Annotated in this window: 25 protein-coding genes and 2 pseudogenes; 21 read left to right on the forward strand and 6 right to left on the reverse strand. The window is 59.6% G+C overall.

Annotated elements, in window-relative coordinates; all coding sequences use genetic code 11:
• The first annotated feature begins 40 nt into the window (after positions 1 to 40).
• The 7 genes from ACX3P0_RS14655 to ACX3P0_RS14685 all read left to right on the forward strand — a co-directional run bounded on the left by ACX3P0_RS14655 (position 41) and on the right by ACX3P0_RS14685 (position 6,487).
• The gene (locus ACX3P0_RS14655) at positions 41 to 1,588 is read left to right on the forward strand and encodes a sugar ABC transporter ATP-binding protein (RefSeq protein ID WP_459089538.1); all 1,548 of its coding nucleotides are present in this window, start codon (positions 41 to 43) and stop codon (positions 1,586 to 1,588) included.
• Positions 1,585 to 2,562 (forward strand): ABC transporter permease, encoded by a 978-nt coding sequence (locus ACX3P0_RS14660; RefSeq protein WP_459089540.1) that lies wholly within the window; start codon positions 1,585 to 1,587, stop codon positions 2,560 to 2,562. Before ACX3P0_RS14655 ends, ACX3P0_RS14660 begins: the two co-directional genes overlap by 4 nt.
• Positions 2,559 to 3,560: an ABC transporter permease gene (locus ACX3P0_RS14665; protein ID WP_459089542.1), complete on the forward strand. Its 1,002-nt coding sequence runs from the start codon at positions 2,559 to 2,561 to the stop codon at positions 3,558 to 3,560. Before ACX3P0_RS14660 ends, ACX3P0_RS14665 begins: the two co-directional genes overlap by 4 nt.
• Positions 3,560 to 4,930, forward strand: coding sequence for an FGGY-family carbohydrate kinase (locus ACX3P0_RS14670; protein WP_459089544.1), 1,371 nt, complete (start codon positions 3,560 to 3,562; stop codon positions 4,928 to 4,930). Before ACX3P0_RS14665 ends, ACX3P0_RS14670 begins: the two co-directional genes overlap by 1 nt.
• A 326-nt stretch (positions 4,931 to 5,256) precedes the next feature.
• Positions 5,257 to 5,610, forward strand: a complete 354-nt coding sequence (locus tag ACX3P0_RS14675) for a biotin/lipoyl-binding protein (protein ID WP_459089546.1) — start codon at positions 5,257 to 5,259, stop codon at positions 5,608 to 5,610.
• A complete protein-coding gene (locus ACX3P0_RS14680) occupies positions 5,607 to 5,813 on the forward strand; it encodes a hypothetical protein (RefSeq protein ID WP_459089548.1) in 207 nt (68 codons plus the stop codon). The genes ACX3P0_RS14675 and ACX3P0_RS14680 overlap by 4 nt, the downstream gene beginning before the upstream one ends.
• A 401-nt stretch (positions 5,814 to 6,214) precedes the next feature.
• A complete protein-coding gene (locus tag ACX3P0_RS14685) occupies positions 6,215 to 6,487 on the forward strand; it encodes a hypothetical protein (RefSeq protein WP_459089550.1) in 273 nt (90 codons plus the stop codon).
• Between the two features lie 20 nt (positions 6,488 to 6,507).
• On the opposite strand, the gene ACX3P0_RS14690 is transcribed toward ACX3P0_RS14685, so the two are convergent.
• The gene (locus ACX3P0_RS14690; protein WP_459089552.1) at positions 6,508 to 6,822 is read right to left on the reverse strand and encodes a hypothetical protein; all 315 of its coding nucleotides are present in this window, start codon (positions 6,820 to 6,822) and stop codon (positions 6,508 to 6,510) included.
• A gap of 73 nt (positions 6,823 to 6,895) precedes the next feature.
• Here ACX3P0_RS14690 and ACX3P0_RS14695 point away from each other — a divergent pair, with 73 nt between their 5' ends.
• The 9 genes and pseudogenes from ACX3P0_RS14695 to ACX3P0_RS14735 form a co-directional block, all read left to right on the forward strand.
• The gene (locus ACX3P0_RS14695; RefSeq protein ID WP_459089554.1) at positions 6,896 to 7,687 is read left to right on the forward strand and encodes an SDR family NAD(P)-dependent oxidoreductase; all 792 of its coding nucleotides are present in this window, start codon (positions 6,896 to 6,898) and stop codon (positions 7,685 to 7,687) included.
• Between the two features lie 461 nt (positions 7,688 to 8,148).
• A complete protein-coding gene (locus tag ACX3P0_RS14700; RefSeq protein ID WP_459089556.1) occupies positions 8,149 to 8,718 on the forward strand; it encodes an NADPH-dependent FMN reductase in 570 nt (189 codons plus the stop codon).
• 27 nt (positions 8,719 to 8,745) lie between these two features.
• Entirely contained in the window at positions 8,746 to 9,483 is a 738-nt protein-coding gene (locus ACX3P0_RS14705; protein ID WP_459089558.1) for an SDR family oxidoreductase, read from the forward strand.
• Between the two features lie 682 nt (positions 9,484 to 10,165).
• A complete protein-coding gene (locus tag ACX3P0_RS14710) occupies positions 10,166 to 11,458 on the forward strand; it encodes an epoxide hydrolase family protein (protein WP_459089560.1) in 1,293 nt (430 codons plus the stop codon).
• A gap of 100 nt (positions 11,459 to 11,558) precedes the next feature.
• On the forward strand, positions 11,559 to 11,969 hold the full coding sequence (locus ACX3P0_RS14715; RefSeq protein ID WP_459089562.1) for an organic hydroperoxide resistance protein: 411 nt from the start codon (positions 11,559 to 11,561) through the stop codon (positions 11,967 to 11,969).
• 165 nt (positions 11,970 to 12,134) lie between these two features.
• Positions 12,135 to 13,187 (forward strand): alpha/beta fold hydrolase, encoded by a 1,053-nt coding sequence (locus tag ACX3P0_RS14720; RefSeq protein ID WP_459089564.1) that lies wholly within the window; start codon positions 12,135 to 12,137, stop codon positions 13,185 to 13,187.
• 84 nt (positions 13,188 to 13,271) lie between these two features.
• Positions 13,272 to 14,336 (forward strand): alpha/beta fold hydrolase, encoded by a 1,065-nt coding sequence (locus ACX3P0_RS14725; protein WP_459089566.1) that lies wholly within the window; start codon positions 13,272 to 13,274, stop codon positions 14,334 to 14,336.
• 103 nt (positions 14,337 to 14,439) lie between these two features.
• On the forward strand, positions 14,440 to 14,913 hold the full coding sequence (locus ACX3P0_RS14730; protein ID WP_459089568.1) for a cytochrome P460 family protein: 474 nt from the start codon (positions 14,440 to 14,442) through the stop codon (positions 14,911 to 14,913).
• A gap of 228 nt (positions 14,914 to 15,141) precedes the next feature.
• Positions 15,142 to 16,371: pseudogene (locus ACX3P0_RS14735) on the forward strand (cytochrome c biogenesis protein DipZ); the annotation flags it as partial.
• Between the two features lie 83 nt (positions 16,372 to 16,454).
• Here the strand turns inward: ACX3P0_RS14735 and ACX3P0_RS14740 are convergent.
• The gene (locus ACX3P0_RS14740; protein ID WP_459081835.1) at positions 16,455 to 16,922 is read right to left on the reverse strand and encodes a MarR family winged helix-turn-helix transcriptional regulator; all 468 of its coding nucleotides are present in this window, start codon (positions 16,920 to 16,922) and stop codon (positions 16,455 to 16,457) included.
• Positions 16,923 to 17,389: 467 nt separating this feature from the next.
• On the opposite strand from ACX3P0_RS14740, the gene ACX3P0_RS14745 reads away from it, so the two are divergent.
• Positions 17,390 to 17,680: a hypothetical protein gene (locus ACX3P0_RS14745; RefSeq protein ID WP_459089570.1), complete on the forward strand. Its 291-nt coding sequence runs from the start codon at positions 17,390 to 17,392 to the stop codon at positions 17,678 to 17,680.
• Positions 17,681 to 17,850: 170 nt separating this feature from the next.
• Here the strand turns inward: ACX3P0_RS14745 and ACX3P0_RS14750 are convergent, their stop codons facing one another.
• On the reverse strand, positions 17,851 to 18,609 hold the full coding sequence (locus ACX3P0_RS14750) for a helix-turn-helix domain-containing protein (RefSeq protein WP_459089572.1): 759 nt from the start codon (positions 18,607 to 18,609) through the stop codon (positions 17,851 to 17,853).
• A gap of 373 nt (positions 18,610 to 18,982) precedes the next feature.
• Between ACX3P0_RS14750 and ACX3P0_RS14755 the strand changes: the two genes are divergently transcribed.
• A complete protein-coding gene (locus tag ACX3P0_RS14755; RefSeq protein WP_459089574.1) occupies positions 18,983 to 20,308 on the forward strand; it encodes an acetamidase/formamidase family protein in 1,326 nt (441 codons plus the stop codon).
• Between the two features lie 131 nt (positions 20,309 to 20,439).
• Here the strand turns inward: ACX3P0_RS14755 and ACX3P0_RS14760 are convergent, their stop codons facing one another.
• Complete coding sequence (locus ACX3P0_RS14760) at positions 20,440 to 20,799, reverse strand: nuclear transport factor 2 family protein (protein ID WP_459089576.1); 360 nt, start codon at positions 20,797 to 20,799, stop codon at positions 20,440 to 20,442.
• Between the two features lie 353 nt (positions 20,800 to 21,152).
• Here ACX3P0_RS14760 and ACX3P0_RS14765 point away from each other — a divergent pair, with 353 nt between their 5' ends.
• From ACX3P0_RS14765 to ACX3P0_RS14775, 3 genes are all read left to right on the forward strand, one after another.
• Positions 21,153 to 21,920: an alpha/beta fold hydrolase gene (locus ACX3P0_RS14765; RefSeq protein WP_459089633.1), complete on the forward strand. Its 768-nt coding sequence runs from the start codon at positions 21,153 to 21,155 to the stop codon at positions 21,918 to 21,920.
• Between the two features lie 290 nt (positions 21,921 to 22,210).
• On the forward strand, positions 22,211 to 22,615 hold the full coding sequence (locus ACX3P0_RS14770) for a hypothetical protein (RefSeq protein ID WP_459089578.1): 405 nt from the start codon (positions 22,211 to 22,213) through the stop codon (positions 22,613 to 22,615).
• Between the two features lie 305 nt (positions 22,616 to 22,920).
• The gene (locus ACX3P0_RS14775) at positions 22,921 to 23,874 is read left to right on the forward strand and encodes a helix-turn-helix domain-containing protein (protein WP_459089580.1); all 954 of its coding nucleotides are present in this window, start codon (positions 22,921 to 22,923) and stop codon (positions 23,872 to 23,874) included.
• Positions 23,875 to 23,931: 57 nt separating this feature from the next.
• On the opposite strand, the gene ACX3P0_RS14780 is transcribed toward ACX3P0_RS14775, so the two are convergent.
• Positions 23,932 to 24,714, reverse strand: coding sequence for a winged helix-turn-helix domain-containing protein (locus ACX3P0_RS14780; protein ID WP_459089582.1), 783 nt, complete (start codon positions 24,712 to 24,714; stop codon positions 23,932 to 23,934).
• 393 nt (positions 24,715 to 25,107) lie between these two features.
• Positions 25,108 to 25,281, reverse strand: a pseudogene (locus tag ACX3P0_RS14785) (SMC-Scp complex subunit ScpB); the annotation flags it as partial.
• Positions 25,282 to 25,428 lie beyond the last annotated feature (147 nt).

The following is a 25,428-nucleotide window of genomic DNA, read 5'->3' on the forward strand; positions in this document are numbered from 1 at the left end:
GCCCCTTTTCCACCTGCCGCTTTCAGGGCTTGATACGCACATGGACACGACAGCCCGAAGCAACGGCAGCGAGGATAAGGGAGCGGAACGGTCCCCCGCACCCAGCCTCACCTTGACCGGCATCGGCAAGAGTTTTCCCGGCGTACGCGCTCTGCACGATGTCGGCCTGTCGCTCTACCCCGGCGAAGTGACCGCGCTGATCGGCGAGAACGGCGCCGGCAAGTCGACGCTGGTAAAAATCATGACCGGTATCTACCAGCCGGACGCCGGCACTATCGCCGTCGACGGCAAGGCCGTCACGCTGACTTCCGCGCACACCGCCTTCGCCCACGGCATCACCGCCATTCATCAGGAAACGGTGCTGTTCGACGATCTGTCGGTGGCGGAAAACATCTTTCTCGGTCACGCGCCACGCACGCGTCTCGGCCTGATAGACTGGCCGACCATGCGCGCCAACGCACGCGAGGTGCTGACCACCATGCAGGCCGGCCATATCGATCCGGATACGCGCCTGAGGGACCTTGGCATCGCCAACAAGCATCTCGTAGCCGTGGCGCGCGCCATGTCGATCGATGCGCAGATCGTCATCATGGACGAGCCGACAGCAGCGCTTTCGATGAAGGAGATCGAGGAGCTTTTCCTGCTCATCGAGTTCCTCAAGAGCGCGGGTAAGGCGGTGCTGTTCATCAGCCACAAATTCGATGAGATTTTCCGCATCGCCGACCGCTACACCGTGTTTCGCGATGGCGAGATGGTCGGCGAAGGGTTTTTGAAGGACGCCAGCCAGGGCGAAATCGTAAAGCTCATGGTCGGTCGCCCGGTCGATCAGATATTTCCGCATCGCAAGGGTGCCATCGGTGCGCCGGTTCTGTCGGTCAGCGGGCTTTCGCATCCAACGGAATTCGACGATATCGGCTTCGAATTGCACAAGGGCGAAATCCTCGGCTTCTACGGACTGGTCGGGGCTGGCCGCAGCGAGGTCATGCAGGCGATTGCCGGCATAACGCATACAAGTGGCGGCACGATCACGCTCGATGGCAATGCCATCACGCCGAAATCGGCGGCGGATTCGATCGACGCGGGCATCGTCTACGTGCCGGAAGAACGCGGCAAGCAGGGCGTCGTCATCGGCCTGCCGATCTTCCAGAACGTTTCGCTTCCGTCGCTGAAACGCACCTCCAAATCGGGCGTACTGCAATTGGCGGAAGAGTTCGCGCTGGCGCGCACCTACACCGAACGGCTCGACTTGCGCGCCTCCTCGCTCAGCCAGGATGTCGGCACGCTGTCCGGCGGCAACCAGCAGAAGGTCGTCATCGCCAAATGGCTGGCGACCGCGCCGAAAGTCATCATTCTCGACGAGCCGACCAAGGGTATCGACATCGGCTCGAAGGCGGCGGTGCACGGCTTCATGGCCGAACTGGTCGAGCAGGGGCTGTCGGTCATCATGGTCTCGTCCGAACTGCCTGAAATCCTCGGCATGGCCGACCGCGTCGTGGTCATGCGCGAAGGGCGCATCGCTGCCGTACACGCCAACACGGACCTTACCGCCGAAACGCTGGTTCGGGCGGCAGCGGGGATCGCGGCATGAAGGGCCTGCTCAAAGTTCGCGAAATCTGGCTGCTGGCGGCGATTGCCGTCCTGATCGGGCTGATCTCGACGCGATTTCCCGCATTTGCCCAGCCGCGCAATCTCGGCCAGGTTTTCAATGACACCTCGATCCTGATGATCCTGGCGCTGGGCCAGATGGTGGTGATCCTCACCCGCGGCATCGACCTGTCGATGGCTGCGAACCTGTGCTTTACCGGCATGGTCGTGGCGATGCTGAATGCGGCTTACCCGGCCGTTCCCATCCCGGCGCTGATCGTCGTCGCACTGCTGGTCGGTATGGTGCTGGGCGCCATCAACGGCCTGCTGGTCTGGCGTCTCGACATCCCTTCCATCGTGGTGACGCTTGGCACGCTGACCATCTATCGTGGCGCGACCTTCGTCATTTCGGGCGGCGCATGGGTCAACGCCGATCAGATGAGCCAATCCTTCATCGGCTTCCAGCGCGCCGCGCTTTTCGGCATCCCGGTGCTGTCGTGGATCGCCATTCTCGTCATCGCGCTGTTCTTCATCCTGATGACGCGCACGGCGCTTGGCCGGTCCATCTATGCGGCCGGCGTCAATCCGACTGCTTCGGTCTATGCCGGCATCGACGTCGGCCGCACGCAATTCGTGGCCTTCTGCATCTCCGGCATGGTTTCGGGTCTCGCGGGCTATTTGTGGATTTCGCGCTACGTCATCGCCTCGGTCGAGGTCGCCAATGGCTACGAACTCAACATCATCGCGGCCTGCGTCATCGGCGGCGTCTCGATTGCCGGCGGCATCGGCTCGGTCGGCGGCGCGGTGCTCGGCGCGCTCTTCCTCGGCATCATCGCCAATGCGCTGCCGGTCATCAACATATCGCCGTTCTGGCAGATGGCTATTTCCGGCTCGGCCATCATCCTCGCGGTCGCGCTGAACGCGCGCGGCGAGCGCCGGCAGGGCCGCATCATCCTGAAGAAGGCGGAAGCGGCATGACCGACGCATCCATCGCCCGCCATATTCCCGACCGGCTCGACAAGCCGCTCAAGGCCGCCGTCTTTTCCTGGGAGGCGCTGCTGGTGGTCGTGGCGCTGGCCATATTCGTCGCCAACAGTTTCGCCTCGCCCTATTTCCTCGATCCGTGGTCGCTGTCCGACCTTACCTTCAACTTCACCGAAAAAGGCCTGATCGCGCTGGCCATGGCGCTGCTGATCATTTCGGGCGAGATCGACCTTTCCGTCGCTGCCATCATCGCGCTGGCATCCACGCTGATGGGCATGGCAGTGCAGATGGGTGTCGGCACGCCCGGCCTCGTGCTGATCGGTATCGTGGTCGGCCTCGCCTGCGGTGCCTTCAACGGCATTCTGGTAACGCGCTTCGGCCTGCCTTCCATCGTGGTCACCATCGGCACGATGAGCCTCTACCGGGGCATCGCCTTCATCATTCTCGGCGACCAGGCCTATAAGGGCTACCCGGCAAGCTTCGCCTTCTTCGGCCAAGGCTATGTCGGATGGGTGATCTCGTTCGAACTGACAGTGTTTCTGGTTGCTGCGATCCTCTATTGGGCCCTGCTGCATCGCACCAGCTTCGGCCGGCGCATCTTTGCCATCGGCAACAATCCGGTTGCGGCGAAGTTTTCGGGCGTGCGGGTCGAGCGCACGAAGTTCGTGCTGTTTTGCCTGACCGGGCTGATGTCGGGCATCGCCGGCATCCTGATCACCTCGCGACTCGGCTCGACGCGCCCGTCGATCGCGCAAGGCTATGAGCTGGAGGTCATCACTATGGTCGTGCTGGGCGGTGTCAACATATTGGGCGGCGCGGGCGGCATTGTCGGCGTCGTGCTGGCCGCCTTGATTATGGGGCTGGTCACCTTCGGTCTCGGCCTGCTCAATGTGCCGGGCATCGTCATGTCGATCTTCGTCGGCCTGCTGCTTATCGTCGTCATCGCCCTGCCGATCCTGTGGCGGCGGCTGCGAAGAAATCGGCTTGCCTGATGGCTGCTGTCCGCCACGTCGCCGTCATAGATATCGGCAAGACCAATGCCAAGGTAGCACTGGTCGATCTGGAAACGCTGTCGGAGGTTGCGGTACGCAAGATCGCCAACCGCCCGGTTACCGAAGGCCTTTATCGTCACCACGCCATAGAGATGCTCTGGGCTTTTATCCTCGAAAGCCTGACGGCATTGGGCGGCGAGCAAAAAATCGACGCCGTCTCCGTCACCACGCATGGAGCGACAGCCGCGTTGCTCGACGCCGGCGGTTTGCTGGCTCTACCGGTTCTCGACTATGAGGACGAAGGCCCGCAGACGCTGCGCGGCTCCTATGATGCCCTGCGGCCGAAATTCGAGGAAACCGGTTCGCCGCCCTTGCAGAACGGCCTCAACCTCGGCGCGCAGCTTTTCTGGCAGAGCCGGACATACCCGCAAGCGCTTGGCCGTGTCGCGACAATCCTGACCTATCCGCAATATTGGGCATGGCGGCTGACGGGTGTCGCGGCAAGCGAAGTGACGTCGCTCGGCTGCCACACTGACCTCTGGAACCCGTATCGCGGCGATTTCTCCACGCTCGTCGACCGCCTTGCATGGCGAAAACTCTTTCCCCCGTTGCAACCCGCATCCGCCCGGCTGGGCGCCTTGCTGCCCGAACTTGCGGCACGCACCGGCCTTGATCCCTCAACGCCCGTCCATTGCGGCATTCACGATTCCAACGCCTCGCTGCTGCCGCATCTGCTGGCAAGGCAGGCCCCGTTTTCGGTCGTCTCGACCGGCACCTGGGTGGTCTCGATGGCGGTCGGCGGCGACGCGGTAGTGCTGGACCCGGCACGCGATACGCTCGTCAACGTCAATGCGCTGGGCGATCCGGTGCGGTCCGCCCGATTCATGGGTGGCCGCGAATTCGAGTTGCTGGAGGCCGGCGTCGAAGCAGGCGAGGATGACGACGACGCCTTGTCTCGCGTGATCGAGGGCGGCATCATGCTGCTGCCTTCGGTGCAGCAAGGCTCCGGCCCGTTTCCCACAGCGCAGGCACGCTGGATCGGTACGCCATCGCCCAGTGAACGCCCTATCGCGATTGCGTTTTACCTTGCCATGATGACCACGACCTGCCTCGGTCTCATCGGCGCGGAAGGTGACATCGTCGTGGAGGGTCCGTTCGCCGCCAACCGGCATTATTGCGATATGCTGCAGGCGGCAACCGGCCGGCCCGTTCTGGCTCAAACCGGCCAAAGCACCGGAACGAGCGTCGGCGCCGCACTGTTGGCAGACATGACCCGGATGCCATCAGCAGGAAGTGCCGGCCACAGGGATGTCTTTCCAGATTGGGGCCGATATGCGCACGACTGGCGCGCGGCCGTTAACGCCGGCTAATAATAGCACAGGTCGTTCACCGCTGGATGCGCAAGCGCCGGGCGAGGTTTGCCTGCACTCCACGTCCGTCGATCACCGGGCAATTCAATGTCCTCACCGCCTTGGCTGTGCGCGCATAGCTCTCTCGTGACCACCAGCAGGATTGCGACGGAACCTTGCGCGCGATTCCGTCTGCGTTTCGCTTATTAAAATCTTCGTAATGCCGTGTTTGGCCCCTGTTTAGCCGAGCACGAAGCCTATCTCTTCGTGGGGATTTGCGGGTTGGCTCGGGGATTGCCGCATAGTCCGACGTCGGATCACGACGTCGTTGGTGAGGCCACTTGGCGATGCGCAGGCAAATCACGATCTCTGTCGTTGCAGCCGTATGTCTCGTCGCGGGCGGACTTTATTTCTCACCATCGACCGTGGGAAAAATCCGGCAGATGGTGTCCGCGCCGGCGCCGCGAGCCGCCGACAGTTCCGGTACCACCGGTGGCCGGGCGAAGGGCGCAGCCGTGGTTTCCGCCGCCGCGTCGACAGCGGACTTCCCGATCCGGCGCTATGCCATCGGCTTCGTCGCCTCGCCGGCGGTGGTCGCCATCAGTGCGCGGATATCCAGCCAGATCGACAGGATCGCGGTCAAGGACGGCCAGATGGTCAAGGCCGGCGACCTCCTTTTCCGCTCGACGATCGCGCCTTGAAGGCGCAGGTGGCCCGCGACAAGGCGATGATCGACAAGGACCAGGCGACACTGGTGAGCAATCAGGCCGACCTGGCGCGCGCCAGGGACCTCGCCGGCAAACAGGCGGGCACCCAGCAGGCCTACGACCAGGCTCTGGCGACCGAGACGACGCTCGCCTTCCTCGAAGCCCACGGTGCCGGCCTTAAGCCCGACATTGCGTAGTATCCGCTCTGCCGCATCAAAAGCCTCACGGAGGTCTGTGGCGGTCCGATCCGATCCGGATAAGAGAAAATCGTGTGTAGTAGAGCTACGATGGCGATCATGTACAAATTCGACGATCATGTAAAAGAAAGACGACCTGTATGTGATAATGTCATCTTGTGGCGCTTATATTTGCAATTCTGATCCGTAGGAATTTCGACAGAGAGATACACGAACGGATCAATTGCCAATACATGCCGATCTAAAGCGGGACTGAGTTTTATAATCATGTCGGCAGCGGAATTATTACTGGTTTATTCCGGCCGCCCCGAAACTGCACTTCTATATGGGAAATCTCAGGCGACAATTTCTCATCAACTCGATCGTCGGTAGGGCGATCGGACAACCTAAAGGATCATACCATGCGTATTAAAGCTATTTGTCTAGGTGCGGCACTTGCCCTCTCCAGCGGCGTAGCGTCAGCTGGCGCACTTGATGCTGCCGACTTCCTGGAATCTTTCTACACCGATAGCAGCATGAAAGTGCTGAAGCCTATGCCGGAATTCAAAACTGCCTTCATGGCCAGGCCCCAATCTGATCGCGAGATGATGATGAGAGAATGCCAAGACGCGGCTCAGAGCAAGCCTTATGCCGAATTCTGCGCAAACGTAAATGCGCTACGCGGCATGCAATAGCCCTGCTCTTCCCATCAGGGCTAGCTTAACATTGGCCTGCCCGCGCGTGAATGATGGCGGTTAACGTGCCCGCCATCATCAGGAACGATTGAAATTGAGATGTGTGGGCATTCATAACAGCGCTTGCGACTTTGGATGCCAGGCCCACAGATATATTGTTGAATATCTAAAGTCGGCGGCAGATCCTCAGAGGTTGTAATCAACTTTGGGGAATCTTTCGGCGCATCGCGCCACCCCATACCTGCGGCGAATACGGTGCCGCTGATCACCGACCGGTAATCAGCCTGATATTGGAAATACGCCTTGATCGGGCGCATCGCACCTTGGACAGCCACATCAAGTCACTCGTGACGGCACCTTCCTGCGCCATCAGTGAACTGCGGTCATGCCGCGTAGAAGGAGACGGATATGAACTCGAACAAGGGCGTTGCCTTAATCACTGGAGCGTCGTTGGGCATCGGCGCGGTTTACGCGGATCGCCTGTCGCGTCGTGGCTACGATCTGATCCTCGTCGCCCGCAACCGTGATCGTCTGGATGCGCTGGCAAGGCGCATAGGCGAAGACACCGGGCGGGCGGCGAAAGTGATCGCCGCAGATCTCGGCGACAGAGCCGACCTTGAGCGTGTCGAAGAAGCCCTGCGCCGCGACCACAGCGTCACCATGCTTGTGAACAATGCCGGGATCGGCGCGACGGCGCCGCTGCTCGGATCGGATGTCGACAAGATGCAGGCGTTGATCGAACTCAATGTAAGTGCGCTTACCCGCCTGACCTATGCGGCAGTGCCAGGTTTTGTTGCGCGGGGCGGCGGCACGATCATCAACATCTCATCGATCGTTGCCATCCATCCCGAATTGTTGAATGGCGTCTATGGAGGCGCCAAGGCCTTCGTGCTGGCTTTCAGCCAATCCCTCGATCACGAACTCAAGGGCAAAGGTGTCCGGGTACAGGTGGTCTTGCCAGGGGCGACCGCCACAGAGTTCTGGGGTATTGCAGGGACGCCGGTGGACCACCTTCCGAGCCAGATTGTCATGAGCGCTGAGGACATGGTCGACGCCGCTCTGGCTGGGCTTGATCAGGGCGAATTGGTCACCATTCCGGCACTGCCGAATGCGGCCGACTGGCAAGCGTATGAAGTCGCTCGGCAGAAACTCATACCGAACCTGTCTCGCAGCCGGTCCGCTCCACGTTATATCCGTTGAGCCGGCACGCGACGCAATCAAATTTTGCCACAAGAGCCACCTTGGCCTTGAAAACCGGTGTGTGATTGCGGCGCGGTGGTCTCGTCATGGTCTCTCCTGTCGAACAATATCGGCCGTCGCCAGGCAGAAAATCCACTTAACCCGCTGTCCAATCTTCCCGAGCTAGCTCTGTATTTGGAACGGCTAGCAGATCGAAATTAGTGGTCATCTCGATAACTGCGCAAAAGCTTCCACCGCATCCGACCGTCTAATGATGTGATTACGCAGTAGCTCTCTAATGAACTGACGGATTACCAGACACGTTCATTGGAACTTTGGATCGCTTCGAGAGCAGACCAGCCTTCATAAAGCGAAACCGGCCATGGAGCGGCGCGATTTAGTACCGCTCTTCTCAAAGAGGCGGCGCGAAACAGGTTTCGCTATCAGTCCGTTCTTAACCCAATACGCAAGGAGTCTAATCCATGACAAAGATCGGAATCATCCTCGGCTCGACGCGCCCAGGCCGCAACGGCAAAGCGGTCGCCGACTGGGTTTATCAACTCGCCTCACAGCGTGATGACGCGACATTTGAACTGGTCGACCTACTCGACTACCCGCTGCCGCATCTGGACGAGCCTTATCCTCCTACGATGCAGAAGTATCAGAATGAGCATACCAAGCAGTGGTCTGCCAAGATCGCATCCTTCGACGGCTATGTGTTCGTCACTCCAGAGTACAATCACTCCATCTCCGGCGTTCTCAAGAACGCGATCGACTATCTCTACGTCGAGTGGAACAACAAGGCCGTCGGGTTCGTCTCCTATGGCGGCGTGGGTGGAGCTCGCGCTGTGGAGCATTTGCGACTGATCGCTGGGGAGTTGCAGCTTGCTGATGTCCGTAGTCAGGTCACACTTTCACTGATCACGGAGTTTGAAAATTTCAGTGTCTTCAAGCCCGGCGAATATCAGCAGCCGGCGTTGCAGTCGCTGCTTGACCAGCTCATCGCCTGGTCGAATGCGTTCGCCCCCCTTCGCCGCAACACCGCGGCCTGATCCACGCGCAGTTCTGGAGTATGAGCTATGTCTGTCAACGGTAAGAATGCGCTGGTGACCGGTGCCTCACGTCAGATCGGCAGGACCATCGTAGAACGGCTGGCCCGTGATGGGGCCGGCGTGGTCGTCGCCTATTATCCGCCCGAACGGGCCGATGCCGAAGCGGTCGTTCAGGGCATCGAGGCCAACGGCGGAACGGCAATCGCGCTCGGCGCCGATGTGGCCAATGCAGGCGAGCTACGCGGCCTGTTCGACCAGGGGATCGCCCATTTCGGCGGGCTCGACATCTTCGTCAACAACGCGGCCGACGTGCGCCATGGCACGATCATCGACACCACGGACGCAATGTTCGATGCCCAGTTCACCACCAATACGCGCGCCGGGTTCATCGCCCTGCGGGAGGCCGCTTTACGCCTGCGCAACGGGGGGCGAATTGTTTCGATCTCGGCCGGGCTTACGGTGACGCCCAGAACAGGCACAGGCGTCTATGCGGCCAGCAAGATTGCCGTGGATCATCTCGTCCGCGTGCTCGCGCACGAGATCGGACATCGCGGCATCACCGTCAACAGCGTCATGCCCGGCGCTGTGCTGACGCAGGCATTGAAGAACGCAGGCGAGGCGATCATCGCAGCGGAAGTGGCGAACACGCCACTCGGCCGTGTCGGTCTGCCCGAGGATATTGCCGACATCGTTGCGCTGCTGGTTTCCGATGATGCTCGCTGGGTCACCGGTCAGGTCATCGGCGCCGGCGGCGGAATGTTCTGAGAGCCGCAGTCAAACAAGGCGGCTTGGGTCTGGACAGCCAAGTCCCACGCTTAGCGTTTAGCAGCGTTAAGTGACGTTAAGCATCGTGTATTTCGCTGGAAAGGATCGCACCGGAACCCCAGATCGGAGCTGTCCGAACGACGCATCCTCCCGAGCACGTCGTCTGATGGACACCACCTTAAACTGGAGAACCGAAATGAAGACAATTGCTTTCGCCCTCACGGCGATCATCCTTTCCGCAGGTAGCGCTTCCGCCGGGAGTGACAACTTTATGCCCCCCTCTGAACTGTACGCGACTTCGGGCACGGACGCGTCCCAGACGGCATCCATCAAGAAGGCCCCGAAGACGATGGCCCAGAGTGTCGTTTCGACAGGATCGCCCTACAACCCGGCGGACTCACACGGGCGGGGTATTTGGGGTCGCTGACAGCATAAAATGACGATGAACGGCGCCCCACTGGGCGCTGTTCATCGTGGACCGAATGTTGGCAGCGTCCTCGCAAGAGCCTCAATTCGGATGTCCGCAGAGAAACGACAGCTGAAATATAAAGAAGCGATCATCTGCAAATCTGACAATCACGTAAAAGAAAGATGCGGATGTCTACCGTACTTTTGGATATTACCCGAGCGAATCTCATGTAAACGCCTATGAAATCGACCAATCATCATAAGAGAGGCCACTATGACAGAACAATTTCTAACGACCAATCGGCGTCGTTTTCTTGTCAATTCGGCAACTGCAGCCCTCGTCACTTCGGCGATTGTAAACTCAATCGGTGCGGGTCCCGCACAGGCCGCTGCCTCCACGGAGCCCGCAATCCGGCCGTTCAGCGTGCATATTCCCGACGAAGACCTGGCTGACCTGCGCCGTCGCGTGCTGGCAACCCGTTGGCCGGCCAAGGAGACTGTCGCGGATCAATCGCAGGGCGTCCAGTTGGAGAAGCTCCAGGATCTCGTACGCTACTGGGGGACCGACTACGACTGGCGCAAGGCAGAGGCAAAACTGAACGCGCTGCCGCAGTTCTTCACCGAGATCGACGGGCTCGACATCCACTTCATTCATGTCCGTTCGAAGCATCCGGATGCGCTTCCGCTGCTCATCACCCATGGCTGGCCGGGCTCGGTGCTGGAACTGCTGAAGGTCATCGATCCACTGACCGACCCGACGGCGCATGGCGGCAAAGCCGAGGACGCCTTCGACGTCATCATCCCCTCGATGCCCGGCTACGGCTTTTCCGAGCAGCCCACGGAAGCCGGTTGGGGCCCCGACCGCATGGGGCTGGCTTGGGACGTACTGATGCGGCGCCTCGGCTATGAGCGCTATGTGGCGCAGGGCGGCGACTGGGGCTCCGTCGTTTGCGACCGGATGGCGAAGCAGTCGTTGCCGGGATTGCTCGGCATTCACGTCAACATGCCGGCCACCGTGCCCGCCGATGCCGCCAGGGCGATGAGCGCGGGAGATCCGGCGCCGGATGGGCTCACCGACGAGGAGAAGGCGGCTTACGATCAACTGAGCACCTTCTTCAGCAAGAACGGCGCCTATGGTGCCATGATGACCACCCGTCCGCAGACCGTCGGCTATGGGCTGTCGGATTCGCCTGCCGGTCTCGCTGCCTGGATGTACGACAAGTTCAACCAGTGGACCTACAGCGTCGGCGATGCCGAGCGCTCCCTGACCAAGGACGAAATGCTCGACGATATCTCGCTCTACTGGCTCACCAACAGCGCGATCTCGTCGGCCCAGCTCTACTGGGAAAACAACGCCAACAACTTCAACGCCGTCGATATCGATATCCCGGCCGCGGTGACGGTGTTTCCGGGCGAGATCTATCAGGCGCCGCGCAGCTGGGTGGAAAAAAGCTACCACAACCTCATCTATTTCAACCAGGTCGACAAGGGCGGCCACTTCGCAGCGTGGGAAGAACCCGAGCTGTTCAGCTCGGAAATCCGCACCGCGTTCAGGTCGCTGCGGTAGCTCTCAACTTTCAGCCAAAAAAGCTGGAGCACCATCCGTGCGCCGCTGGGTGCACGGCGCTCCGGCCGATACCAAACAGTAATTCAACAAGGAACATACGATGTCCGAGAAAGTCCTTTACACCGGCAAGGCCCACACCTCGGGAGGCCGGGATGGCCAGTCGCGCAGTTCCGACGGCCGCCTCGACATCAAGCTTTCGTCTCCCGGCACCGCCGGCAGCGGCACCAATCCGGAGCAGCTGTTCGCGGCCGGCTGGTCCGCCTGCTTCATCGGGGCGATGGGCCTAGCAGCCGGCAAGCTGAAGATCGCGCTGCCTGCCGACACCGCGATTGATGCCGAGGTGGATCTGGCGAAGGACGATAGCGGCTATTTCCTGCAGGCCCGCCTTAATGTCAGCCTGCCTGGTCTGGAGCGTGGCGTTGCCCAGAGCCTGGTCGATGCGGCGCACGAGACCTGCCCATACTCCAAGGCCACGCGCGGAAATATTGGCGTCACGATCAATCTGATCTGAGCCGGACCTACGGCAAAGCCTGCCGCGAGACGAGCAGGCGGCGCACCCGAAATTCGGCCGGCAGAGCGCCTCCCCCCGGCGCCGAAGCTTTGGCTAAGCACCTCCCTCTGACGCCAGACCGCCGGCCGAATACCAACCCCCGTAGATAATGATTGGAACGATGCAATGACTGACCCCGTCGATGACAACCGGCGCCATTTTCTCGGCCTCGCGGCCATGACGATGGCGGGTGCACAGCTACTCGCCACAGGACGAGCTGGCGCGCAAGCTTCCGAGGAAAACTCCGTTCATGCACTGCCATCTGGTGCAGGCGGCCATACGGCATTCGGCTTGCTAAAGCAGATATCCGCCGGCGATCTCGATGTCGGATATGCTGAGGATGGCCCTGCGGACGGTCCGCCGGTCATTCTTCTGCATGGCTGGCCCTACGACATTCACAGCTTCGTCGACGTCGCCCCCTTGCTGGCGTCGGCGGGCTACCGGGTGATCGTGCCGCATCTGCGCGGTCATGGCACGACACGTTTTCTGTCGACTGAAACATTTCGCAATGCCCAGCAGTCGGTGGTCGCGCTCGACATCATCGCCTTGATGGATGCACTCAAGATCGAAAAGGCGATCCTTGCCGGTTACGACTGGGGCGCGCGCACGGCCAATATCATTGCCGCGCTGTGGCCCGAGCGCTGCAAGGCGATGGTGTCGGTCAATGGTTATCTGATCAACAATCTCGAGCGCAACAAGTTGCCCCTGCCGCCGCATGTCGAGCATGGCTGGTGGTATCAGTATTATTTCGCCACCGAACGCGGCAAGGCCGGCTACGACGCGAACCGGCGTGAATTTGCGAACCTGATCTGGAAGGTCAATTCCCCGAAATGGGACTTTGACGACGCCACGTTCGATCGTAGCGCGGCTTCCTTCGACAATCCTGACTATGTCAGCATCGTGATGCACAATTACCGCTGGCGGTTGAGCATCGCAGCCGGCGACCCGCGCTATGACGCGTTGGAAAAGCGACTGGCGGCTGGTCCGGTCATCGCGGTTCCCACGATCACCCTAGACGGCGATTCGGACGGTGTCGCTCCCGCGTCGGACGGCACCGCCTACGCCAAAAAGTTCTCCGGAAAGCGGACGCATCGGATCATCAAGAACACCGGCCACAATCTACCTCAAGAGGCCCCCAAGGCTTTCGCCGAGGCCGTCATCGAAGTCGATGGATACTGACCCCATCCCGGTGACGTAGACGGCGCGGGTAGACCGCCATGCGCTACGCCTTGGTTTTCTATCTTTCAGAAAGGAATCTTTTCCATGCTGGAAAAAATCAGTCACAATCGGCGGCTCTTTCTCGGAGCCGCCACTATTGGGCTAGCAGCTTCCCAGTTCGCGAGAGCGGCAGAACCCGCGTGTGTCCACGCTGCCGGAGCGAGCAACACCATGGGTACAGCATCCGCTCCCGGTGCGTTCTCGCCGTTGAAACGCCTTGAACCGCTGATGAAAATCGATGCCGGGGTGCTCAGTATCGCTTATTATGCCGGTGGCCCCACCGATGGGCCGGTCGCGATGCTGATGCATGGCTTTCCCTATGACATTCACAGCTATGCCGACGTTGCCCCGCTTTTGATGGCGCGCGGCATGCGCGTCATCGTTCCCTATTTGCGTGGTTACGCGCCGACGGAATTTCTCGATGGATCGACGCTCCGTTCCGGGGAGCAGGCGGCACTCGGTGCCGATCTGATCAATCTGATGGACGCGCTCGATATCGAGCGGGCCGTGGTCGCCGGTTATGACTGGGGTGGCCGCGCCGCCTGTGTTGCGGCCGCTCTCCATCCGGAGCGATGCATCGGGCTCGTCTGCGTCAACAATTATCTCATTCAGGATATCGTCAAGTCACAAAAGCCCGTCCCGCCAAAAGGCGAAGCCCCACTCTGGTATCAGTACTATTTTCACCAGGAGCGCGGCCGTGCTGGCCTGGAAGAGTACCGGAACGAAATTGCACGCATCCTGTGGACGCAGTGGTCGCCTAACTGGAAATTCGACGACGCTACATTCGAACGCGCGGCCATAGCCTTCGACAACCCTGACTATGCCAACGTCGTCATTCATTCTTACCGTCATCGCTTCGGTCTGGTGGCTGGCGATCCGCGCTATGCCGATATTCAAAGCAAGTTGGCTGTGTTGCCTGCAATCAACGTGCCCTCCATCACTCTGGACGGAGACAATGACGGCGTGGTTGCGGCGACGGATGGGAAGTCCACTGCCGTCCATTTCAAAAACAGACGTGATCACCGGATCGTTCCCGGCGTCGGGCACAACCTGCCGCAGGAGGCGCCCGAAGCCTTTGCCAACGCCGTAGCGGAACTGGCCGGCGTTTAATTCTGGCCCATGAGCCCTGCCGGCAAGCGGCGGGCCATAAACACAACACAGACGAAAGGAGGCCAGCATGAGGGCGGTTGTGGTTGGACTGTGTGGAATTGTCATGGCGATCGTTCTCTTTTCTCTTGGACCAATCGTCGCCGAGGCGACGGTCGAAGAAAGAGCCTCGCCCATATTCGGCGTCACGATCCCCGAGGGGTATCGACAGTGGGAATTGATCGCGCCGGCGCTTGAAGCCGAGCCCTTGAACGAGTTGCGCGTCGTTTTGGGAAATTCAGTGGCAACCGACGCCTATCGTGCCGGGACACTTCCCTTTCCCGATGGAGCTGTTCTTGCCAAGCTTGCCTGGAAGCATGTCCCTTCGCCAGAATTCGAGCCAGCCCTTATTCCCGGTGCGGCCACCACAGTCCAGATCATGGTCAAGGACGCGAAGAAATATGCGGCAACCGGGGGCTGGGGCTTCGGGCGTTTTATCGACGGCAAACCCGCAGATGCGGAGCAGCATGAAACATGCTTCGCTTGTCACGAATCCAGGGTGAAAATGCACGATTTCGTGTTCACCCGATGGGCGCCATAGACGACGAAACGCCTCCCTTCATGCCGGTCAACCACTGTGCAGGAGATCTCGGGCGGTTTTAATGGCAGGCACCCTCGAAATCCCCCACGAAGAGGCCTTTTGAAAAAATAGCAGCGGTCGGCCGGTGGCGATCATCCCGCACATCGCACTGGACAAATTTCTTCATGCCGTATAATTATTATTGTAATAACCATTATGTCGATACTATTTATCGAAAGGACCCCGCTAATGACCCTTCTGATCATTGCCTATTTCGGTGGCGTATTGACGATACTCAGCCCGTGCATCCTGCCGGTGCTGCCATTCGTCTTTGCTCGCGCGCAACAACCTTTCTTCAAGGTCACGCTGCCGATGCTCGCTGGCATGGCGATCACTTTCGCCGCGGTCGCCACGCTTGCGGCATTCGGCGGTAGCTGGGCGGTTCATGCCAATATATATGGCCGTGCCGCCGCGCTGGTCCTTCTGGCCGTGTTTGGGGTGACGCTCATTTCTCCGCGTCTAGCCGAGGTGCTGACACGGCCGATCGTTTCCTTTGGGAACAGGCTTTTGAAGGCGACCGGCGGGCCACGGTCATCAGCGACGGTCGGCAGTTCCGTGCTCCTTGGTGTGGCAACGGGACTTCTGTGGGCCCCCTGCGCCGGCCCGATCCTCGGCCTCGTGCTGACCGGCGCCGCCCTTCAAGGCGCAACTGCGGGAACCACTTTTCTTCTCCTTGCCTATTCGGCGGGTGCTGCGACCTCTCTGGCTTTGGCAGTCCTGGTTGGCGGACGCGTGTTCGCAGCCATGAAACAATCCCTGGGTGCCGGCGACTGGGTCAGGCGGGGACTGGGCATCGCCGTTCTTGTCGGTGTGGCCGCAATCGGAACAGGTTCCGACACCGGTTTCCTCGCCGGCATCTCCAGTTCCAGTACAGCCAGCATCGAGCAGACACTTCTTGACGTTTTCAATTCGAACGAGCAGACGCCAACTAAAGATCCTATCACCAGCAGCCTGTCGGCGGTTGCGGTGGATGGCACAAGGGGCGTTCGCAGCGGTCTTCCCGTCGAGGGTCATTTCCCGTCTCTGGATGGAGCGGTCGAGTGGTTGAACTCTTCACCCCTGACCACCGAGCAGTTGCGCGGCAAGGTGGTTCTAATCGACTTCTGGACCTACTCCTGTATCAATTGCATTCATACGGTCCCTCATGTCCGCGCCTGGGCCGAGAAGTATAAGGATCAGGGGCTTGTGGTCATCGGCGTGCACGCGCCGGAGTTCGCCTTCGAAAGGAAAATCGACAACGTCAAGCAGGCGGTCGAGCGCTTCGAGATCACCTATCCGGTGGCCATCGACAACGACTACAAAATCTGGCGGGCGTTCGGCAACAATTACTGGCCGGCCCACTACTTCATCGATGCGAAGGGGCAGATCCGCTATCACCATTTCGGCGAAGGCGCCTACGACAAGTCCGAAAAGGTAATCTAGGACCTATTGGCGGAAGCGCGAACGTCCAACGGAGTGACGCTGCCGGAAGCAACGACCAAGCCGCGTGGCTGACGGAAGCGTCACAGTTCCCCCTTGCTGGCCTTGATGAGATTGTCGCGAAGGTTGACGATCGCTCTTTGCAGCAGGGGGAATTCCTCAGGCGAGAGCCCGGTGGCCTTCATGGTCAGTTCGCCGAAGCCAAAACCCTTTTCGCGAAGCTGGCGGCCGGTATCGGTCAAGGAGATGCGCACGTTGCGTTCGTCCACCTTGTCTCTTTTGCGCGTGAGATAGCCCATGGCCTCCAGCCGCTTGAGCATCGGGGTCATCGTGCTCGGCTCGAGAAAAAGCTTCTCGCTCAATGCCTTGACCGTCTGCTGGTCCTCCTCCCACAAAGAAACGATGGTTATATATTGCGGGTAGGTGAGGCCCAGCGCATCCAGCACGGGCTTGTAGACGCGCGAATAGGCGAGGTTGGCCGAATAGATCGCGAAACACATGAAATCTGCCAGCTTTGCCGTTTCGGCGCGGGCAGGCTTTTTTGATGACATCGGTGGCTCCGCAAAGGCAGGAAATGATTATGACACCAATCATTCGGCACTTGCAAGCGTTGGCCAAACTCCCATATAATTATCGTAATAATGATTATTTCGACAAGCATACAGGAGTTTGACACGCGATTGGCCATCATATGCATGGTCGGCGCTGCCGTGTTCGCATTTCCTTGCGCATGGGACAGTGACCCGCACTCGATCGCGCCGGCAGCCTCGATCATCGCCAGAATTTCCACGGCAAGCGTCCCAGTGGATCTCCATGTGTCGCAGGATACTTTTTCAACGGAAGTGTCTACCGCCAAAGAATATTGAAGATTTTTGGGCGGCCAGGTCGCCTCCCACCCGGCGATCTGCTTTTGCTAATGACTGCTAACGCCGTCTCACAAAGCCTAACTGGCGCCACCCCCCGAATTCCGTTTTGGATATGGGTGAGCTGAACGCGCACCACGGCCGGACCGCATGGCATGCGCCAGGCCGCGCTTTTGTCAACGGAAGCAATTGTCGAAGCCACACAGGGCGGAAGAGCGCTCCCGGCGATCCAGATCGCCCATACCTACGGCTTCGCGGGCATGCCCGTCCCTCGAAGCGCCTCGTCGCGACAATTTATTGACGATGCTCATAGCGGTGTCGGATGCGCACTCAATTGGAGAGAGAAATGGATATTGATGGCAGGCCTGAAAGGAACGCCGTCTCATTCGGGCCTTTCTGCCTTTATCCAGGCGAAAGACTACTCGAACGCAACGGCAGGCCGATAACCCTACACTTGGCGTAACCACCTAGACTTGGCGGCAATCTAAGATGGCCACGGCCAAACGCGTGCCGCCCGAATGCTTCTCCAGTGGGTGCCTGACTGCTTTACTGACAGGCATACACAACCGATCTGAAAGCCGCCGCCCGGTTGGTCGCCACGCTGGCGCAAAACTTCCTATAGCTCTAGCCAAGGCGTCTCTGAAGGCGGTGCTCGCCTGCTGGTCCCCGCTTTGACTTCCGCCAGGGTTCGCCGCCGCCAAGCGCTCGGACTGTCACCCATTTGACCGCGAAACAGTTTCGAAAGGTGGGCCTGGTCCGCCAAACCGCAGGCCAGCGCGATCTGGCTTAACGGGTCCTGCGTGGCCAACATCAGCCGTCGGGCGAGTTCCAGCCTCATGCGAATGATCAGCATGTGCGGCGTTGTTCCGAAACTTTCCTTGAAAGCCCGGCAAAAGTGACTGACGCTCAGTGAAACCTGCTCGGCCAGTGTCTCGAGGCGCAGGGGGCTGTCCAAATGCTCCTTCAGATAGTGCTCGACCTTGCGCTTTTGCCACGGAGCCAATCCGCCCTGCATCCTCGCCGATCCGGCTACCTCCATGGTCAGAAGATCGACCAAGCGGACTGCGGCTGCTCGCGCCACTTCAGGGTGATGGGGGATCGACCGGTAGACATCCTCGAGCAGCGTCGTTGCCCTGGCGGCAGATTCTTGGGACAGAGGCCCTGCGCGGCGACCTTTACCCAAGCGACTTCCTTCGCTTGATCCCGCTGGCGCTTTCGCAGAGAAAAAAGCCCGACTCTCTCTCTTGCCGCCCAATGCCGGCCCGCCTTGCGTATCGGGCAGGTTCATGGTGGGGGCCGCATCATCCAGACTGGTGTCTGGAAACTGCAGCGCTGAAAAATCGGTGTTCCGATACTGATAAGCCTGCGAATCCATCGTATGCATCCCCTAAGCGTGCAATAAGTTGCACTCCAAAATCACTTGCCGGGATGTATCCAAACAGACGCTGCGCAGAAGCGCTCGTTATGCAGTGTGAAACGTTGTTAGCGGCTGCGAGCGGTGCGTTTTCGGTACCGCGCCTGGCCCCGTAATCGGTCGAAACGACAATTCTCTGCAAATTCCGCAATTGCGTAAAATTATCGCCTTGCCACCAAGCGTATAGGCCGGAGGATCCGGCTTTGGGACGCGGGATTTGATTTTCACGCGAATTGTTCCCACTCTGCGATCCAGATGTCGTTGATCTCTGCGCCGCGTTAGAATGTGGCGTTGACGATCAGGTCGAGGCGCATGCCGCCGAAAGGAGAAACAGATGACGATCCAGATCAAAACCCAGTCGAGGCGGGCGTCGCGGACGGTTTTTGTCAATGAATTGACCAACGGTATTCTTGATCCGGAAGCGCCGATGCTCGGACCGGTCGCGGATGGCGGCATTATTATTGCCAATACATCGCCCGGCTGCTGGGGACCGATGATCACCCCGGAGATCCGTGGCGGCCATGAGGTCACGCGTCCGGTAGCCGTCGAAGGGGCGGAGGTCGGCGACGCCATCGCCATCCGCATCCGATCCCTCGTCGTGACTTCGGCGGCGACCGCATCGGGCAACGACACCGTCATGGAAGGGCGCTTCAATGGAGACCCGTTCTGTGCGGCCGTCTGCCCCGGCTGCGGCACCGAATGGCCGAGGACACGCGTCGAGGGCATCGGGCAAACCGCCATCCGCTGCGAAAAGTGCGGCGCGGACGCCACGCCCTTCACCTTCGCCAACGGCTACACCATCGTCTTCGACGAAGGCCGGCAGGTCGGCCTCACCGTCGGCAAGTCGCAGGCGGAAGCCATGGCGCAGGATGCCGAGCGCCTGATGGCCTTGCCGGATGCCTCGATCCAGCACCCCATCCTGACATTCGCGCCGGCCGACCTTGTCGGCGTCGTGACACGGTTGCGGCCTTTTCTCGGGCAACTCGGCACCACGCCTTCCAAGGCGATGCCGGATTCGCACAATGCCGGCGATTTCGGCGCGTTTCTGCTTGCCGCGCCGCATATCTATTCCCTGACGCCGGACGAATTGGCGCTGCACAAGACCGACGGCCACCTCGACGTAAATACGGTCCGGGAGGGTGCCATCCTGATCTGCCCGGTCAAGGTTCCGGGCGGAGGCATCTATATGGGCGACTTGCACGCCCTGCAGGGGGACGGCGAGATAGCGGGGCATACCTGTGATGTGGCCGGAACCGTCACGCTGGAAGTCAGCGTCATCAAGGGCCTGAATATCGATGGGCCGATCCTGTTCCCGGTTGTCGACGACGTGCCGCATCTGGCCCGTCCGCTCAGCGACGAAGAACGGCGCAGGGCGCAGACACTGGCGCAGAGCCATGGCGTCGCCGAGATCGAAGAGGACGCGCCGGTGACCTTCATCGGCACGGGAGCCAATCTCAACGAGGCGACGGAAAACGGCCTGCAACGGGCAGCCGATGTACTTGGCCTCAGCGTTCCCGAGGTGAAAAACCGGGCAACGATTGCCGGGGCCATCGAGATCGGCCGACACCCCGGCGTCGTGCGGGTCACGTTCCGAGCCCCGATCAGCCTCCTCGAGGCAAAGGGAATCGGCGCCTTCGCAAGAAGCCTTTACAACCTCTGATGCATCCGGCGGGCGATCACGGCGCAAAAGCCGGATCGCTCGCCCGTCTCCCAATGCGCTTGCGCACTTCGGACCGAGGCGGACTTGTGCCGCTGGTCGACGTAAACCGATCCGCGGCTTTCACGCCGCCGCTACATGTCCGACAGGTTGCGCAGCACGAAGAGTTGGACAATTTTCCCAGCCACAGCGGAAAAATAGAAGGTCAGGACCAGAGGTTCGGGCAGGCCGCGCTTGTCGTAATCGCCATCAACATTGGCGGTCACGATGGAGTGCCCATAATGTTCGACGACGCGGACGACGAAGATGGTCAGCTTGTAGGCGATCATTTCGCTCTCGGCCCATTCCCTAATGGCGGCCTGCCCCCAATGCTCGTTGAGTTGGTCGTTGACGAGGGCGGCGGCGGCGAAGGTAGCAACCAGGCCGTCCAGATTGCAGGCATTGGCAGCATTCACGAATGCAGCGATTGGGTGGGGAAGATTTATAAGGGCCATTTTGCTTCAACCGTGTGATGTTTGCACCCAAACATGCAGCAGCGCGGCGTTCCTGGCTGGTTATTCGTTGCAAAGATTTGTGAAGCGGCAGAAGCCCTATTCCGCAGTTGCGTTGATCTGGACCGCGAGGAAATGACGCCGGCATATAAAACGGCAATCGCCTGCAAAATCGACAATCACGTAAAAGTACAGCCAATACATAGGCCGTATCGTCACAATATTACGTGCCGCTGAAGATTTACGAAGGCGCATCTCAGGCCTGGCAGAAATCAATGCCGACGTTCTGGCCTTCAGCCAGGCCTGATCGTCACCCTCAAATCAAGCAATATCGTAACTCAGAAAAGGAAATGACCATGTCAAAGCCTGCTACTACCGTCGCCATTGTCGGTGCTCTTCTTTCGGGCACTGCTGCTGCTCAGCCAGCGAAACCCACTGTCGTTCTCGTCCATGGTGCCTTTGCCGACTCCTCCAGCTGGAATGGCGTCATCAAAATCCTCCAGCAGGATGGCTACCATGTCGTCGCTGCCGCAAACCCCTTACGTGGCGTCACAAGCGATGCGTCTTATGTCTCCACTGTGGTCGGCAGCGTCGAGGGGCCCGTCGTTCTGGTCGGCCATTCCTATGGAGGGCAGGTCATCACAACGGCCGCCAATGGTCACGGCAACGTGAAATCCTTGGTCTACGTGGCGGCCTTTGCACCGGACAAAGGAGAGGCTGTCGCAGATCTAGCTGGGAAATTTCCCGGCGGCACGCTGGGCGAGGCGCTTGCGGCTCCCGTCAAACTTGCCGATGGAGGCGTGGATCTCTCCATCGATCAACCGAAATTCCATCAGCAATTCGCTCATGACGTACCATCGGACCAGGCAACGCTGATGGCGGCGGGTCAACGCCCGATCACCGAGGCCGCGTTGGCGGAGAAATCAGGTGAGCCTGCCTGGAAGGCAATACCCTCATGGTTCGTCTATGGCGATAGTGACAAGAACATTCCCGCGAAGGCTTTGGGCTTCATGGCCGAGCGGGCAGGCTCCAAGCGCACCGTTGTCGTAAAGGGGGCGTCCCATGTTGTGATGGTCTCACAGCCACAGGTCGTCGCTGATCTGATCGAAGAGGCCGCACAGTGAGGAGACCGCTTGCACCAGAAGATCGTCGAGTACCCCGTCGACGTCTATCTGCACTCGGCACAGCACATGATCGATCGATACTGCTAACGGGCCTCAGGCTGAGCGCGCTGGCTCGGCGTTATGGAAGGCTCGCACGATTTCACAACGCATAACATACGCGAGGCGGGGTGCCGAGATACCCCTGTCGGACAGGGCAGCTTAAATCAGCCAGATTTAGTTCATCGAAGTATGAAGTATAATTAACAGGCACACCTGAAACTTTACTCCAAAAGACAACAACAGGGGCGGTAATGCTGAAAATTTCTAAAGTTTTTTTCCGGACTGCGGTGGTCTGGTTCGCCATCGGCATCTCGATGGGGATGTACATGGGCATCTCTCGCAACTACGCTTTGATTGCCGCGCACACTCACATCAATCTTCTAGGTTGGGTATCGAGCGCCCTGTTTGGCATATTTTATGATCTTGGTGCCGCCAGCTCGGCCGGGCGTTGGCCGGCAGCCCACTACCTCATCTACAATGCCGGTCTCTTGCTGTTCATGCCGGGCCTCTTCCTGGAGGGGTTGGGCGTGCCGGGCCTAGAGCCACTTGTTGGCGTCGGCGCCGCCCTTGTATGCCTGGGCGTGCTAATCTTCGCCGTTCTCGTGTTTTCCGCGACGCGTGCCTCTGTTCGCGGATTTGGCAGCCTGATCCGCTGACCGGGAACAAATCGTCAGTGGGTCTTGATCACGCCAGCTGAACTTTTTCTAGGTCGATGGAAGATAGAAACCATCGTTGGGTCTACCCCTCCCGCGGTTTCGACCCAGCAAGACCTAGTCCGTGCGGGCGCGTCTGCTCGGGCGAACTCCGCTCGCTAAACCTTGCGCCTATGCACCAACCGTTGCGCCCGCCACCAAGCGGACGCTCGGTCACTCAGGTATTTCGCGCCAGCGTCGATCGCTATGCTACCTTGCAGACAACTCACGGTCGAAACGGCTAAATCAACGCGTAGGCTAATATGAATATGGGCAAGGAACTTTTCCAAACCAACGTTGGACTCAGGTCTTACGACCGTGCGCACGTTTCGACACCCCTGTCGCTGCCCGACGTCTATTCCGATCACGAAGGATTCGGGGCTTTGCGCCAGCCTCCTCAACGCAAGCCCATCGAGTTCGACGTTCCTCCGTTGTTGGATCACGTCGTAATCATCTATCTCAACAGCCCAAAAAGCTTCGGTGCGGCGGTGGGAGGTGGGCCAACGCGACCTTTAAGTCCGCGACATGGATACGTCTCAGTGGTTCCAGCGGAATCCGATAGCCGCTGGTACTCATGTAGCGGCGATGTGGATTGCCTTCATCTACATCTTTCCCCCAACCGTCTGGAGCAACTGTTGGGCAGTGATACCATAGAAGGCCGAGCAGTAGAGCTTGTGCCGAACTTATTGGCGCCGGACAGGGTGCTTGCGAGCATGGGCCATCGTTTCGCCGAGGAGTTGCGGCAAACTCAACTCGGCATCAACGCTATGATGGATAGTTTCGCGCTCGCCGTGGGGGTCAGGTTACTTCGTGCCTACTCGTCCACGTACAACGCGCTACCAAATACGGACCACGTTATTGCGCCTTACAGGCTGCGACGCACCGTCGACTTTATTGAGGCGCATCTAGGAGAAGACATCGGGCTCGCCGAAATCGCAGCTGCAGCAGGACTTTCCGCGTTTCACTTCTCTCGAGGCTTCAAGACCGCCGTTGGATGCTCGCCATACCAATTCCTCATCCGCCGCCGGATCGACAAGGCACAGGAACTCCTTGCGGGAGACGACCTGACGATTTCACAGATCGCGCTGATATGCGGGTTCTCATCCCAGCAGCATCTTACGTCGACGTTCGCGAGACATGTTCAGGACACCCCCAGCCGCGTGCGCCGCGCGTTGTTGGGCAGCGACCCAAAACTTGATGTCCCGAATGATCGGGCCGAATAAGTTGCTTACCGGCCTGCAGACATGGGAGCGAGACGTGGGCCTCCAGTTAGCCGCCGGTTAGTTTGTCGACGAGCGTTCGGCATCCTTGGTTCGGTCTTCTACGACAGCGGCTAAGGGGAAGTTGCGACCCGGCGACAGTCTGTTCGGTCGGAGGCGCGGACAGGTGGGTTGCGGTTCCGCTTTCGCTCCCGCCATCGCATTAGCAACGGCCACGATCACCGCCGTTTTGCTATCTTCGCTGAATTGAAAGATCGTGACCGTGCATGACCCGATCGGCTTAGCGGCGATAGCAGCGGTTTCAGTCATGCTCTCGATCATCCGCGTGAGACGAGTGCCCAAATCATCTTCTGAAGCTATCGAGGATTGGTCGTCTGTGCTCGCCCTGCGCCGTGCGGGAGAAATCGCGGCCACGAAACAATAACCGCGCCCGGTGAGCGTCGCGATGTACCTCGCGCCGTCCACCCCATCACCGAGCGTCTTACGCAAACGGGCTATTTGGAAGCGCAAACTTCCTTCTTCCACGATAACATCTGGCCATACCCGAGCAAGGAGTTCTTGCTTGCTGAAGACGTCGTTAGGACGAGACAACAGACAGATCAGTATGTCTAGTGCCCTTGCACCCAGATCAATCCGGGCGCCATCCCGCGTCAGGAGTCGCTCCGTTGCACTCAAGCGAAATGGACCAAATGACATCAGGTCGCGCGCGCGCGCCGACGATTTCGAGGAGGTCCGGTCCGCTCGGCCCGGGGCAAAATCAGCTACGGTGCATTGTTCGTCGATGGCGCGGGAAACTGCGGCGTCGTTAAACAGGCGGCGATCATTGTTGGGTGCTTCTAACATCTGAGGCCTCTCTTCCAAGTCGCAGCTCGAATAAGACAGATGCCTGCTCGTTAGCTGGGCGCACAGGTATGATGCCGCGACACCAGACTGTAATCATATTCCCAGACCCGCGTTTTCCAGCATCTTGCCCTTGCACATCGAATCTTGCTGTTGTGCTTGTCGTGGGCCCCGCCGGCGCGTTCAACGAGCCCAGAACCGGGCAAACTTGTTGCCCACTCGTCAACCACCGCTTCCCACTGCGCGGACGAAAGCGGCTTGACGCGCTCGACGGGCGGGATGACTGGTCCCGAGCGGGTCTGCGCCGCCTAGGGCAGCGGAGATTGTAATGGCGCGTATTGGCGGCTTCGTCGAGGACGACATCGACATCAGGGTGTTCATCTTCGTCATCTGCCTCCCACCCATCAACCCGTCCGGGACATCGCCCTTGAGCAAGGTTTCTTTCGACAACAATCCGGCATCTTCGAGCGCCTCGAAGTCGGGCAGGTCACGCAGCGTGTCGATCAGGTCGCGCGAAACCTCCTTGCCGAAGAAGTTGGAAAGCTCGCCACGGTCGACCGGCTGAAAATACTGGGAGCCTAGCGTGTCCAAAATGACGTGATCGGATCAGAGACTTTGCTTCGGCCTGGTTTCGAATGCGCAATACATGCTTCTCATCTATGGTGAGTAACAACCAGACAGACAGGGGTCCGACTGCCTATGCCCCGAAACGAGAGG

The sequence above is a fragment of the Mesorhizobium sp. A556 genome, assembly GCF_054489545.1.